Source organism: Pseudomonas antarctica, from assembly GCF_001647715.1.
GTDB classification, from domain to species: Bacteria; Pseudomonadota; Gammaproteobacteria; order Pseudomonadales; family Pseudomonadaceae; genus Aquipseudomonas; species Aquipseudomonas antarctica_A.
The window spans coordinates 268,758-281,907 of sequence record NZ_CP015600.1 but is presented as its reverse complement, the minus strand read 5'-3'; the positions used below and the strand labels follow the sequence as shown (position 1 = coordinate 281,907).

Below are 13,150 nucleotides of genomic sequence, written 5' to 3'. Positions count from 1 at the left end.
AAAAAAACGCCGACGCTGTAGAAGCCGTCGGCGTTCAAACCTTGAAGGGGGTTTTGTTTACATCAGAACGCAGGCACTACCGCGCCGTTGTACTTCTTCTCGATGAAGGCTTTGACTTCCGGGCTGGTCAGCGCCTTGGCCAGTTTCTGGATAGCGTCGCTGTCCTTGTTGTCTGGACGTGCGACCAGGAAGTTCACGTAAGGCGACTTGGCATCTTCGATGATCAGCGCGTCTTTCGCCGGGTTCAGGCCAGCTTCCAGGGCGTAGTTGGTGTTGATCACGTCCAGGTCAACCTGGTCCAGCACGCGTGGCAGCAGGGCCGATTCCAGCTCTTTGAATTTCAGGTGTTTTGGGTTCGAAGCGATGTCTTTAGGCGTGGACAGTGCATTGGTCGGGTCTTTCAGCGTAATCAGACCGTTCTTTTGCAGCAGCAGCAGGGCGCGACCACTGTTGGAGCCTTCGTTCGGGATGGCCACGGTAGCGCCGTCTTTAAGCTCGGAAATATTCTTGATCTTCTTCGAGTAACCGCCGATGGGTTCAACGTGCACGCCGATCACAGTGACCAGGTTGGTGCCCTTGCCCTTGTTGAAGTTTTCCAGGTACGGCAGGGTCTGGAAGTAGTTGGCGTCCAGGCGCTTCTCGGCAACCTGTGTATTGGGTTGTACATAGTCAGTGAAAACCTTGATCTCCAGGTCCACGCCTTCTTTGGCCAGGGTCGGCTTGACCAGCTCAAGGATCTCGGCGTGCGGGATCGGGGTGGCGGCAACGACCAGTTTCTCGTTGGCCTGGGCGAAGCTTGCAGTCAGGGCAGCCGCCAGTGCGGTAAACAACAGAACCTTTTTCATGCAGTGTCCTTATCGAAATTCCGGGGCGTCTCTGACGACCGTTTTTTTGTGGTGTGCCAGCGAAGTGCTATCGCGGCGTGGGATGGACAATACCTAGATTTTTTATTCCCGAACAATATCTTTTATTCACGTTGATATTCCATTTTGTTCATGTAGGAATTTGAGCAAGGTTTGTTGCTCAGCGGGGCTGGCGCTGGCGAAAATTCGTTGCAACTGGTCCAACGGAGAGCCCGCCACCGGCAAATTCAGATGCTCGGGCAAAATTTCATCGCCACTGCTCACCAGCAGCGCGAAGTGAATAACGTTTTCCAGCTCGCGGGTGTTGCCCGGCCAACTGTGGTGTTCCAGCACGCGTTGGGCGGCGTCGCTGATCAGCGGCACCGGCAGGTCAAGGCGCTGGCTGTAGATGCCGAGGAAGTATTCGGCCAAGGACAGAATGTCGCCAACACGCTCGCGCAAAGCCGGCAGGTCGAGTTGGCCCTCGCTCAAGTAGTGGAACAAACGCTCATGAAATTTCCCGGCGGCCACGGCCTGGGCCAGGTCGATGCTGGTAGCTGCGACCAGCCGCACATCCACCGGGCTGGGCTGGTGGGCGCCGACACGGGTGACCTCATGGTTCTCCAGGGCAGCGAGCAATTTCACCTGGATCGGCAGCGGTAAGTCGCCGATCTCGTCCAGATACAAGGTGCCGCCGTTGGCCGAACCAAACCACCCCGCCCGACTGCTGGCCGCGCCGCTGTGGCTGCCGGCGGCATAGCCGAACAGTTCGGCGTCGGCATAGGTAGGGCTGATCGCGCCGCAATTGACCGAAACAAACAGCCCGGCGCGGTCGCTGCCCCGGTGGATATGCCGCGCCAACAGCTCTTTACCGCTACCGGTCTCGCCACGAATCAGTACGGGCAAGGCACGCGGCGCGAGGCTTTCCAACTCTTCGCGCAGTTGCCGCGAACGGGGGTCGACGAACACCAATGCCTTGGCGCGAATGCTCAGCGGGCTCTTTTCGGCGTCGGGGAAGGTCAGCAGTGGCTGGCCGAAGGTTTCATGACTCATGGCAGGCTCCCGCCCCAAATCCACTCAGGGACGGGGCGTTGAAAAAAGATCAGGCAGTGCGCCGGGCGTGATGCTCGAGGCGGCTCTGGAGGCGATACAAATAGGCGAAACCCTGCTCCCAACGCTGGTGGCCGGACTTCACATTGATATGCCCGGCACCTGACAGAATGCCGGCTTCGGCGCCCCAGTGACGTGCCAGCTCCAGAGCCCTGGGGGCGCTGACGGCACTGTCGTTGTCGGAACCGACCACCTGGCTGGGAAACGGCAGCAGGTCGGTCGGGATCGGCGCGAAGTTGCGCAAGGCCGGTGAACAGGCCGGACGTTCGACATCCGCCGGGGCCACCAGCAAGGCGCCACGCACCTGACGCAAAAAATGCACCGGCGCAGTGGCCGCCCAATGGGCGACGGTGATGCACCCCAGGCTATGGGCGATCAGGATTACGGGGGTGCTGTCGGCGGCGATGGCCTCGGCCAGCGCGGCCACCCAGTCTTCGCGACGCGGCGTCAGCCAATCGGCCTGCTCCACACGCGCACTGTTGGGCAGGCTGTTTTGCCAATGACTTTGCCAATGATCTTCTGGCGATCCTTGCCAGCCCGGCACGATCAGATAACGAATCGACTCGCTGTGCATGGGTGTGCCCTCCTGCAGCGTTTAACGTTGCTGACCAGTATAGGGACGCGGTTTATATTCGTTAAGGAATAAGAAGCTATTTATTAATAACCAAAATATCAAATTCAAAAAGGATCGAAATGTGGGAGCTGGCTTGCCAGCTCTCACATTGATCGGGTTACTCAGTGAGACTTTCGGTGTTGGGTAAATCCCAGGCAAAAAAAAGGCCGCACCCTGCCAAGGAGACGGCCCAAAAATTGTCGAGACTTTTGAAACTAACGGGCGGTAATCACCGACAGCTTGGTAATCCCCGCGCGCTCGATAGACGCCATGGCTCGCGCCACTTCGCCATAGTTCACGCCATCGTCCGCCTGCAGTTGCACCCGCACATCGGGGTCCTTGACCTTGGCCGCCTGCAGGTTGAATTCCAGCAGGTCCGGCTGGATTTCGTCCTTGTTGATAAACAGTTTGCCGGCGCCGTCGATGCTCACCACCAGCGGGTCTTTCTGCTCCACCGGGGCCACGGCCTGGGTCTTGGGCAGGTTGATCGGAATCGCATTGGTCAGCAGCGGCGCAGTGACGATAAACACCACCAGCAGCACCAGCATCACGTCCACGAGCGGCGTTACGTTGATTTCGCTCAGCACCTCATCACTGTCTTGCGTGGAGAAGGCCATCTCAGGACGCCTCCTTCACTTTTTGCGGGTTACCAGCCGCGCTTTTGGTCAGCGCAGGGTGCAGCAGCACGCGGAAGGAGTTCTTCTGCGCCAGGCTGTAAAAGTCGTGGGCAAAGTCATCCAGGTCGGCTGCCGTCAGCTTCAGGCGGCGCAGGAAGTAGTTGTAGACCAACACTGCCGGCACGGCGACGGCGATACCGACGCCGGTGGCAACCAGCGCCGCACCAATCGGGCCGGCCACAGTTTCCAGGCTGGCGGAACCGGCGGCGCTGATCCCCTTCAGCGCTTCCATGATCCCCCACACAGTGCCGAACAGACCGATAAACGGCGAGGTGCTGCCGATACTCGCGACCACGGCCAGGCCGGTTTCCAGGGAGCGACGCTCCCGTACGATTTGCTGGCGCAGAGCACGCTCGAGACGATCCTGGTGGTTGATGGCCTGGCTCAAGTCCGCAGCGTGTGGCGCGTCACCGACCTGGATCGCGGCATAACCGGCCTGGGCCACACGGGCCGCGGCGCCGGGTTGGGTTTCGGCCAGTTCAGCGGCAGAGTCGAGACTCGACGCCGCCCAGAACTGATTATGGAATTTGCGATCCTGCGCCTTGAGGCGACCGAACTGCACGCCCTTGAGCAGGGCAAAGCCCCAGGTGGCGACCGAAAAGGCCACCAGCAGCCAGATCACCGCGCTTTCGATGGATTCAACGGGAGATGCCAATGCCATGATGTTTTCCCTCTGTGCAGGTCGCGACGTGTCCAACACACCGCAGCCGAATAGTTAGTGAATCTTGAAATCGATCGGCACGCTGACCCAGCCGTCTTGAGCCACATCGCCTTGCTTGGCCGGTACGAAGCTCCAACGCTTCACCGCCGTCAGGGCGGCGTCGTCGAGTGGTTGGCGACCGCTGCTTTTCTGGATCTGGATCTCGCCCGGCTTACCGCTGGCCAACACGTGCACCCGCAACAACACCGTGCCTTCCCAACCGCGACGCTGGGCCAGCGACGGATACTCCGGCGCCGGGTTCTTCAGGTACGCGGCGTTGGCAGAAGCGGGTGTCACCGGTGCCGGCGCAGCAGCCGGTGCGGGAGGCGCTGGAGGCGCGGGCGTCGGTGGCACGGGCGGCGGCTCAACCGCTTTGGGTACGGGCTTGGGCTCAGGCTTTGGCACTGGCTTGGGTTTCGGTTTAAGCACCGGTTTGGGCGGCGCCGGCCTGGCGGCCAGCTCATCCACTAACGGCGGCGGTGGCTCGACTAAGGGCGGTGGCGGCACAGGCGGTGGCGGTTCAACCACCGGCGGCGCCGGCTGGGAAAATTCGATGGTCATCGGCGGGATTTCCGGCGGCACAATCGGCAATACCGGCGTGGGCTTCTGGCTGACCCAATAGATCACCGCACCGTGCAGGGCCAACACCAGCAACCCGAGTAGAACCCCTTCGCGACGACTCGAGAAGCGCCTGGGGGTTTTCTGCAAGCGCAATTGCCCCAACGGCGCGCGGTGCGGTCGGCCAAGGTCGACCAACTCACCACCCGGTGCCTGGCGCCATTGCGCCTCACGTGCACTGGCGGCGGTCTGGACATTGCCCATTGATTCACTCCCTACGGTTTTCACACCAAAAAACCGACGGGCCTGCCAAAGCGGCCGTCGAGGGCTGAATCATCGGGGTTAGACGCTTATCTCTTAAAGTAATCTTTAAAGTTATAGATAGATCTAAATTGCATAAAAGCATCGCTGGGAAATGCCAGAACCCCGCCCCTCGCGGGCTGGCGCGAAGCGGCTGTTTTCCCATGCTTTTCAGGCATGCAAAATATTCAGTGAAGGCATGGTTCAGTGCGGGTTATTTGTACACAAATCGAGCAATTGGTCCTGCAATGCCTGCCCGGCCGCCCCCAAACCACTGCGGCCATACAGCGCCAGACGCACACCCTGCACCCTCGGCAAACCACTTTCATTGCCAAGTATCAAATGGCCAGGCTGCACCACCCGTTGCGGCAACAGGCTGATACCCAACCCCGCTGCCACGGCCGAACACACACTGGCCAGGCTGGCGCTGGAATAGCCGATGCGCCAACGCCAGCCGCCGACTTCCAGGTGGTGGAGCATTTCATTGCGGTACAAACCGCCCACTGGAAACGCCACCAGGGGCAGCGGGTCGCGCCCCAATGACGGCGCGGTGCGGCTGTCCACCCAGCACAACGGTTCCGGCCATGAGGCCAGGCAGTCATCGCTGTCACCCATCTGCTTGACCAGCAACACGTCGAATTCACCCGCGCGGTACTGCCGTTGCAACTCCGGGCCCAGACCACTGGTCACCTCCAGGCGCACTCGCGGGAAGGCCACTACGAACGCCGACAGCAACGGCATCAGGCGCTCGGCGGCAAAGTCCTCCGGCACACCCAGACGCAACACCCCGTCGCTTTGCTGGCTGATCAACACGTCGGCAGCTTCTTCATGCAGTGCCAGAATGCGCCGCGCATAGGCCAGCAGGCGCTCACCCTCGGCGGTGGCCACCACGCGGCGCTGGTCGCGGTCCAGCAACTGGCACGCCACGGCATCTTCCAGGCGACGGATCTGCTGGCTCACGGTGGATTGGGTCAAGTGCAGGCGCTCGGCAGCGCGGGTGAAGTTGCCGCAGTCCACCACGGCAACAAAACTGCGTAACAACACGGGATCGAACATGGCGCGTCACCATTCCATTTGCCACTGGTTGGCATGGTTATATTTAATTTCAGAATACTCCGGCAGCTGACCATACTTCACCTTCCATTCTGCCCAGAGGGACCGCAATGACCGACGATCATCAGCACCTGCAACGCGCCATAACCCTGGCCAGCGCCAACGTGGCCAAAGGTGGCCGACCGTTCGGCGCCGTGCTGACGCTCAATGGCGAGGTGCTGGTGGAAGCCGTGAATGAGATCCACCTGACCCAGGACCCCACCGCCCACGCCGAGCTGCTGGCGATTCGCGCGGCCAGTCAACGCGTAGGCGCGCGCCTGGAAGGCTGTGTGATATACGCCAGCGGCCAGCCATGCCCAATGTGCTTGAGCGCCATGTACCTGTGCGGCGTAGAGCGCGTGGTGTTTGCTGCCAGCAACGCAATGGCCGAGCCGTTCGGCCTGTCGACGGCGGTGATTGGGCAACAGGTCGGCCTGCCGTTGAGCGAACAGCGCCTGCCGATCCAACACCTGCCCGACGCCGCCATGACCGCGCTCTATCAGCGATGGAAAGCCCTGCATGACCCTGAATAAATCCTTTGCCGGCTGGGGCCTGCTGGTGGTGCTCGGGCTTAACCTGCGGCCAATCCTCAGTTCCATCAGCCCCTTGCTCGGCGAGATTCGCCAGGCCACCGGCCTGAGTTTCCAGAGCAGTGCGTTGCTCACCAGCCTGCCGGTGGTGTGCATGGGCCTGGTGGCGCTGGTCGGCGTGCGTGTGGAGGCACGACTCGGCGAACGGCGTGGCATTGCCCTGGGTTTAATGATGATTCTGCTGGCATGCCTGGCGCGTTGGCTGATGGGCCAGGCGTCGGCGTTGCTGGTCACGGCATTGCTCGGTGGCGCCGGTGTGGCGCTGATCCAGGCGTTGGTGCCGGCGATGATCAAGCGCGAATTTCACCACCGCGTGCCGGTGGCGATGGGCGTGTATTCCGCTTCGCTGATGGCCGGTGGCGGCCTGGCAGCGTTGCTCAGCCCGGTAGTGGCCACGCATTTCCAGCAATGGCAGGCGGGGTTGGGTGTGTGGCTGTTGCCGGCGCTGGGGGCGTTATTGCTATGGGCGTGGTTGCCGTTGGGCGCGGTGAGAAACCCGCAGGCAGCACCCGCGTTCAAGGGCCTGCGCAACCGGCGGGCCTGGCTGTTGGCGCTGTACTTCGGTTTGGTCAATTGCGGCTATATGAGCATGGTGGCGTGGCTGCCTGCGTACTATCAGCAACTGGGCTGGGGCGTATTGCCGAGTGGCTCGTTGCTGGCCTTCATGACCATCTTCCAGGTGATCGCCGCGCTGCTGATGCCGGTGCTGGCGCAACGCGGTATCGACCGTCGGCCCTTGCTGGGCATCAGCCTGCTTGCGCAAACCATCGGCTACCTCGGCCTGATCATCGCGCCGCAGGAGTATCCCCACCTGTGGGTAGCGCTGTGCGGTTTCGGCCTGGGCGCGTGTTTTGCCCTGAGCCTGCTGCTGACCCTGGACCACCACCGCGACCCGCGCCAAGCCGGGCAACTGGCGGCTTTCGTGCAAGGCGTAGGTTTTTTGATCAACGCGATTTCGCCGTGGCTGACCGGCTGGCTGCGCGAACTTACCGGCAATTTTGTCAGCGCCTGGGTGGTGCTGACAGTGACGGTGGTGGCGATGTTGCTGGTGACGCGGGTGTTCAGCCCAGCCACCTATCGCACGGTGCCTGCTCTATAGATATGCATTTAAGGTCTAGATAAAACAAACACGCTTCGTTGACGGAATAAGCGCGCCCCTTAAAATCCCGGTTCTCCTTTCGGACGCCGGGCCCCTATGGATCTCCGCCAACTGCGCTACTTCATTGCGCTGAACAAGTACCGCAGTTTCGTGCGCGCCGCCGACGCCATGGGCATTACCCAGCCAGCCTTCAGCCGCAGCATCCAGGGTTTGGAACAGGAGTTCGGCTGCGTACTGGTGGACCGCGCCAATAAGGACCTGCGCCCTACCCCCGAAGGCCAGGTGGTGCTGCAGCACGCCCTGGGCCTGGTGCAAGGTGCGGCGTTGTTGAGCCATGAAGTCACGCGCATGACCAAGCTCGACGCCGGCGAGGTACGTTTTGGCAGTGACGCCGTGGCGGCGGTCAACCTGGTGCCCCTGGCGATAGCCCGTTTTATCACGACCTACCCCAAGGTCCACACCGCCTTGCAGGTGGATAACTGGGAAAAACTGGGGCGCAGCCTGAGCCGGGAAGAGATCGAATTCTTTATCGCCGATGTGCGTCACTTTGAAGCCGATCCGAATTTTCAGACCCAGGCCCTTACCCCACGACGCACGGTATTTTTCTGCCGCGCCGGGCACCCGCTGCTGGCCAAGGACAGCCTCTCCACCAATGACCTGTTCGGCTACCCGCTGGCCGCGCCATTGATGCCGCCCGGCATTCGAAAATTGCTGGCCAACCTCAGCGGGCGCATCGACTTTGCGCCCGCTGTCGAGCTTGAGCAGTTTCCCGCTCTGGCCACCATCGTGCGGCAGTCAGACGCCATTGGCTTGGGGGCTGAAGAAGCCTTCGTCGACGCGTTCCTCAGCGGTGAGCTAGTAGTGCTGCACTGGCGCAACCTACCTCACACCCTGGGCAGTTTGAACAACCACTGCGGCGTGGTCAGCCGCGCTGGGGTTCGTTTGTCGCCTGCGGCGAAGGCGCTGATCGAAACCCTGCTGGCGGTGGAAAGCCGAGCCGATTGGCCCGCGAAAACGTCCCAAAATCATTGAAGCGCACGCCCATGTCGGCCATGACCTTGTGCGCCACCTTGGCCGTCATCTGGCGGATGTAGAACGGTTCCTTCACCACAAAATGATGGATGCCATGGGTGCTGCCGAAGTTGAAACAAAACGCCTGCAGCGGCCACATCCACCACGGGTTCAATACCTGGGTCTGCTGGATCACATTGCCCAGCTCCACATCGCCGTAGTAGTGCATGTTGGAGCTGACAAAATGCAGGCAAAAGGTGCGCAGCACGTTGGGGCCGATGATCACCACGGCGGCGATGTCGATCACCTGCATCATCTGCAAGGTGTTGGCTGACCACTCGATCGGCACGCCCATCAGGCTGGCAATGCCATTGGCGGCATGGAAGCCGAGGAACACATACCACGCGCCCCAATGCAGCAGCGCCAATGGCGCGTACACCAGCAGCGAGCGCTTGAGGATCTTGAGTTTGTGGCTCCAGGTTTTCGCACGCAGCATGCGGATAAACGCCGACATCACGTTATCCCCCACCATCAGCAACCGCGCAAAACCCCACGGTTCGCCGTTGGTGATGGCGCGCTCCTCCATATCGGTTTCGGTCCCGGAAACCTTGTGGTGATTAAGGTGCAGGTGGCGGCGTATCCACGGGTTGATCGTACTCGGCCGCGCCAGCCACACCAGGCCCATCATCAGATTGTGCGGCAGGCGTTGCTTGCGAAAGTACATGCTGTGGATCAGGTCGTGTTCCAGCTCGTGGGTCAGCGAGGCGAGGAAGGCATTGAGCAGCAGGCACACCCACCAGGCCATATGCCCAGTGATATAGAGCGCCGCCGAGCCGAGCATGCCGAGCAACGCGAAGGCCAGGATGCCCGCGCCCAACGCGTCCTGATGCTGCAGCCAGGGGTGCTGCTGGCGCAATCTGGCGCCTTCGGCGAGCACCACTTCGCGAATATGCGCTGAACGCTGTTGCGCATTCATCTGCTGGGGACTTGCAGAAGTACCGTCCATGCTTCCATCCTCTTGTTTATTGATAGATGCATCCTGGCCCAAGCGGTGCGCCAGGGCATCAGCCCCACACGCCAACCTGTTGACCGCAAGCGCCAATCGCCATGACCGAACCCACTTCGCTCGCCAGCTGGACCCGCGCCCTGCGCAAACAGCTCGATGCCCTGGACCTCGACAGCGCCGCGCTGTGCGCCCAGGCCGGGCTCGACCCACAGCAGATGGACGACCCCAACGCGCGTTATCCGCTGTCGGCGACCACGCGCTTGTGGGAACTGGCAGTGCAGGCCAGCGGCGATCCCGCGATCGGGTTGCGGGTGTCGCGGTTTGTCAGCCCCACGACCTTTCATGCGCTGGGTTATGCCTTGGTGGCCAGCGGCAGCTTGCGCGAGGTGTTCGAGCGGATCGTGCGTTATCACCAGGTGGTCAGTGATGCCCTGACGCTGGAGCTTAGCCGAGAGGGCGAGCGCTACCACTTTCGCCTGCTGCAGCCACCGGGCAGCCCGGCGCCGGCACTGGAAGCGATTGATGCATTTGCGGCGATCTATGTGCGCACCTGCCGTAATCGACTGGGCCGGGAGTACGCGCCGCTGGCGGTGCACCTGCGACGGCCGGAGCCGGCTGACGCCAAGCCGTGGCACACGGTATTCCGCGCGCCGGTGTTTTTTGGCGCTGAGGAAGACCGCCTGGAGTTTGCCGCAAGGGACTTCGACAGCCATCTGGATGACGCCAACCCCGAGTTGGCCGAACACAATGAAACGGTGCTCAAACGCACGCTTGCCCAGTTACAACCGCTGACCTGGGAGCGCAAGGTGCGCGCGGCCATTGAGGCGCAATTGCCGGAGGGCGAGCCAAGTGCCGAGCGGATCGCCCAGGCGCTGCACCTGAGCCTGCGCAGTTTGCAGCGGCATCTGGCGGATGAAGGCTGTCGGTTTGATGCGCTGCTCAATGAGTGCCGCGAGAACCTGGCGCTGCTGCACCTGCGGGACCCGCAGTGTTCGTTGGCCGAGATCAGCCATTTGCTGGGCTTTGCCGATACCAGCAGTTTCAATCGGGCGTTCAAGCGCTGGACGGGGATGACACCGGGGCAGTTTCGCGATGGGTTGCGGTAGCGGAATGTGTAGCGGTTGTGAGGGCCTCATCGCGGGCAAGCCCGGCTCCCACAGGTTGACTGTGTTCACGCTGGCTTGCCTGCGATGGCGGCAGGGAGATTTTGGGTGACTGTGAGGGCCTCTTCGGGAGCAAGCCCCCTCCCACATTTTGATGTGTGAACCCAGTCAAATGTGGGAGCTGGCTTGCCTGCGATGGCGGCAGGGAGATTTTGGGTGACTGTGAGGGCCCCTTCGGGAGCAAGCCCCCTCCCACATTTTGATGTGTGAACCCAGTCAAATGTGGGAGCTGGCTTGCCTGCGATGGCGGCAGGGAGATTTTGGGTGACTGTGAGGGCCCCTTCGGGAGCAAGCCCCCTCCCACATTTTGATGTGTGAACCCAGTCAAATGTGGGAGCTGGCTTGCCTGCGATGGCGGCAGGGAGATTTTGGGTGACTGTGAGGGCCTCTTCGGGAGCAAGCCCCCTCCCACATTTTGATTGGTGAACCCAGTCAAATGTGGGAGCTGGCTGCCTGCGATGGCGGCAGGGAGATTTTGGGTGACTGTGAGGGCCCCTTCGGGAGCAAGCCCCCTCCCACATTTTGATGTGTGAACCCAGTCAAATGTGGGAGCGGGCTTGCCCGCGATGGCGATAGCCCCGGCAACCCATGAACGGGATCAGTCAGCGCCCACGATCACGTCGCAATAACTTCCTTACCCGCGCCACCAACGCCTTGGCATCGAACGGTTTGAGCAAATAATCATCTTCATGCAGTTCCAGGCCACGCAGTCGGTCTTCAATCCCGCCCGGCGTGGTCAAGAACAACATCGGCGTCTCGCCCTTCAACCGAATCGCCTGCTGCAACTTCCAGGCATTCAGGCCCGGCAGCATCACATCCAGAATGACCAGGTCGTACTCGGTGCTTTCCACGAAACGCAACGCCGCCATGCCATTGGCTGCGACCTCCACGGTGTAGCCCGCTTCGTTCAAGCCCTGGGCCATCCGCTGTGCTTCTTCGGATTCATGTTCCACTAACAGCACACGCATAACACACCTCGATTAATCAGGCTTGCAGGCTAACACCCTGGCGTGTGCGCCGCCTCACGCAGTCGCTGGGCATCAAGGATTTCGATCTCGCCATAGCCCAGGCGCACGATGCCCTGGGCTTGCAGGTCCTTGAGCAAAGCGTTGGTGGTCTGGCGCGACAGGCTCAACATCGCCGCCAGGTCTTCCTGGGGCAGTTGCACACTGCTTCTGGAGGGTTGGATATCACCGTAACCCTCAACGATCATCAATAAGCGGTGGGCCAATCGAACCGAGGCAGGCATCAGGCTGAGGTGTTCGAGGCCAATGAAACTCAGGCGCAGTTTCTGGCTCATCAGCAAGGCGAGGTCGCGCCAGTATTGCGGGGTTTCATCCAGGATGTTCAGCAGCGCCCGTTGCGGCACCTGCAACAGCGTGCACGGCCCGACCGCGCAGGCGTCATGGGTACGCGGCAGGCCGTCGAACAGGCAGATTTCGCCGAACCAGTAAGGCAGCTCGACCTGGCTCAATACCGCTTCCTTGCCGTGCTCATTCACTGCGCTGATGCGCAGCGTGCCGTCGAGCACCGCGTACAGGCCACACGGCGGGTCGCCGCGTTTGAACAGGTATTGCCCCGCCGCCAGCTGCCGCTGCCGGGCGTGGGCCAGCAGGCTATGCTGAAAAGAACCCGGCAGGTGGCTGAACCAATGGCCCGTGGCCAACTGCGCGTGCCATTTCTCTGTGTCCATGACAACTCCGAAGATTGTCGCCCAGCTGACAGTCAGTCGCCGGCTGACAGGGCATGATCAAACATCCTACAGGAGGAACAATAATGAAAAGCCTCGTCGACCATCTCAGTCAATACGCCGCCTACCATCGCGACCCCCGCAATATCGCCAGCCACTTCATCGGCATTCCACTGATTGTCGTGGCAGTGGCCGTGCTGCTGTCACGCCCCGAATGGTCAGTGGGCGGGCTCTGGCTCTCGCCTGCCGTCATGCTTGCGCTGTTTTCAGCGTGGTTTTACCTGCGTCTGGAGCTCGCGCTGGGCGTGCTGATGACGGTGTTGATGGGCTTGTCGGTGTGGGCCGGGCACGTGCTGGCCGCACAGAGCACGATGGTCTGGCTCAGCAGCGGCATCGGGATGTTTGTGGTGGGCTGGGTAATTCAGTTTGTCGGCCACTACTACGAAGGCAAGAAGCCGGCGTTTGTGGATGACGTGTCGGGGCTGATCGTCGGGCCGTTGTTTGTGGTGGCGGAGCTGGCGTTTATGGTGGGGTTGCGGGATGAGCTGAAGCAGCAGATTGAGCAGCGGTCCGGGCCGGTGGAACGCCGTGATCTAAAGCCGAGCAAGGTCTAAATGTGGGAGCGGGCTTGCTCGCGAAAGCGGTGTATCAGTCGGTATATCTGTTGACTGACACTCTGCATTCGCGAGCAAGCCCGCT

Annotated in this window: 15 protein-coding genes; 5 read left to right on the top strand and 10 right to left on the bottom strand. The window is 61.4% G+C overall.

All coding sequences use genetic code 11. The features are described 5' to 3' along the window. Positions 1 to 62: 62 nt before the first annotated feature. The 7 genes from A7J50_RS01095 to A7J50_RS01065 form a co-directional block, all read right to left on the bottom strand. Complete coding sequence (locus A7J50_RS01095; RefSeq protein WP_064450162.1) at positions 63 to 845, bottom strand: MetQ/NlpA family ABC transporter substrate-binding protein; 783 nt, start codon at positions 843 to 845, stop codon at positions 63 to 65. Positions 846 to 971: 126 nt separating this feature from the next. Next, positions 972 to 1,895, bottom strand: coding sequence for a sigma 54-interacting transcriptional regulator (locus A7J50_RS01090; protein ID WP_064450161.1), 924 nt, complete (start codon positions 1,893 to 1,895; stop codon positions 972 to 974). Between the two features lie 49 nt (positions 1,896 to 1,944). Beyond that, positions 1,945 to 2,526, bottom strand: a complete 582-nt coding sequence (locus A7J50_RS01085; RefSeq protein ID WP_064450160.1) for an alpha/beta hydrolase — start codon at positions 2,524 to 2,526, stop codon at positions 1,945 to 1,947. 254 nt (positions 2,527 to 2,780) lie between these two features. Further along, on the bottom strand, positions 2,781 to 3,182 hold the full coding sequence (locus tag A7J50_RS01080; RefSeq protein WP_064450159.1) for an ExbD/TolR family protein: 402 nt from the start codon (positions 3,180 to 3,182) through the stop codon (positions 2,781 to 2,783). A gap of 1 nt (position 3,183) precedes the next feature. After that, on the bottom strand, positions 3,184 to 3,906 hold the full coding sequence (locus A7J50_RS01075; RefSeq protein WP_156526313.1) for a MotA/TolQ/ExbB proton channel family protein: 723 nt from the start codon (positions 3,904 to 3,906) through the stop codon (positions 3,184 to 3,186). A 51-nt stretch (positions 3,907 to 3,957) separates the two neighbouring features. Continuing rightward, complete coding sequence (locus tag A7J50_RS01070) at positions 3,958 to 4,764, bottom strand: energy transducer TonB (RefSeq protein ID WP_064450157.1); 807 nt, start codon at positions 4,762 to 4,764, stop codon at positions 3,958 to 3,960. A 240-nt stretch (positions 4,765 to 5,004) separates the two neighbouring features. Next, positions 5,005 to 5,856 carry a LysR family transcriptional regulator gene (locus A7J50_RS01065; RefSeq protein ID WP_064450156.1) on the bottom strand — a complete coding sequence of 284 codons (852 nt, stop codon included), beginning with the start codon at positions 5,854 to 5,856 and terminating at the stop codon, positions 5,005 to 5,007. A gap of 107 nt (positions 5,857 to 5,963) precedes the next feature. On the opposite strand from A7J50_RS01065, the gene A7J50_RS01060 reads away from it, so the two are divergent. The 3 genes from A7J50_RS01060 to A7J50_RS30305 all read left to right on the top strand — a co-directional run bounded on the left by A7J50_RS01060 (position 5,964) and on the right by A7J50_RS30305 (position 8,613). Continuing rightward, positions 5,964 to 6,425 (top strand): nucleoside deaminase, encoded by a 462-nt coding sequence (locus A7J50_RS01060; RefSeq protein ID WP_064450155.1) that lies wholly within the window; start codon positions 5,964 to 5,966, stop codon positions 6,423 to 6,425. Then, positions 6,412 to 7,581 (top strand): CynX/NimT family MFS transporter, encoded by a 1,170-nt coding sequence (locus A7J50_RS01055; RefSeq protein WP_064450154.1) that lies wholly within the window; start codon positions 6,412 to 6,414, stop codon positions 7,579 to 7,581. Before A7J50_RS01060 ends, A7J50_RS01055 begins: the two co-directional genes overlap by 14 nt. A gap of 96 nt (positions 7,582 to 7,677) precedes the next feature. Next, positions 7,678 to 8,613: a LysR family transcriptional regulator gene (locus A7J50_RS30305; RefSeq protein ID WP_082895807.1), complete on the top strand. Its 936-nt coding sequence runs from the start codon at positions 7,678 to 7,680 to the stop codon at positions 8,611 to 8,613. Here the strand turns inward: A7J50_RS30305 and A7J50_RS01045 are convergent. Next, positions 8,504 to 9,598: a fatty acid desaturase gene (locus tag A7J50_RS01045; protein WP_064450152.1), complete on the bottom strand. Its 1,095-nt coding sequence runs from the start codon at positions 9,596 to 9,598 to the stop codon at positions 8,504 to 8,506. The two genes, A7J50_RS30305 and A7J50_RS01045, sit on opposite strands and share 110 nt — an antisense overlap. Before the next feature lie 101 nt (positions 9,599 to 9,699). Here A7J50_RS01045 and A7J50_RS01040 point away from each other — a divergent pair, with 101 nt between their 5' ends. Continuing rightward, positions 9,700 to 10,704, top strand: coding sequence for an AraC family transcriptional regulator (locus A7J50_RS01040; protein ID WP_064450151.1), 1,005 nt, complete (start codon positions 9,700 to 9,702; stop codon positions 10,702 to 10,704). Between the two features lie 659 nt (positions 10,705 to 11,363). Here the strand turns inward: A7J50_RS01040 and A7J50_RS01035 are convergent. Further along, the gene (locus A7J50_RS01035; RefSeq protein WP_064450150.1) at positions 11,364 to 11,729 is read right to left on the bottom strand and encodes a response regulator; all 366 of its coding nucleotides are present in this window, start codon (positions 11,727 to 11,729) and stop codon (positions 11,364 to 11,366) included. A gap of 29 nt (positions 11,730 to 11,758) precedes the next feature. After that, complete coding sequence (locus A7J50_RS01030; protein WP_064450149.1) at positions 11,759 to 12,454, bottom strand: Crp/Fnr family transcriptional regulator; 696 nt, start codon at positions 12,452 to 12,454, stop codon at positions 11,759 to 11,761. Positions 12,455 to 12,537: 83 nt separating this feature from the next. On the opposite strand from A7J50_RS01030, the gene A7J50_RS01025 reads away from it, so the two are divergent. Beyond that, positions 12,538 to 13,065, top strand: a complete 528-nt coding sequence (locus A7J50_RS01025) for a DUF962 domain-containing protein (RefSeq protein ID WP_064450148.1) — start codon at positions 12,538 to 12,540, stop codon at positions 13,063 to 13,065. The last annotated feature ends 85 nt before the right edge of the window (positions 13,066 to 13,150 follow it).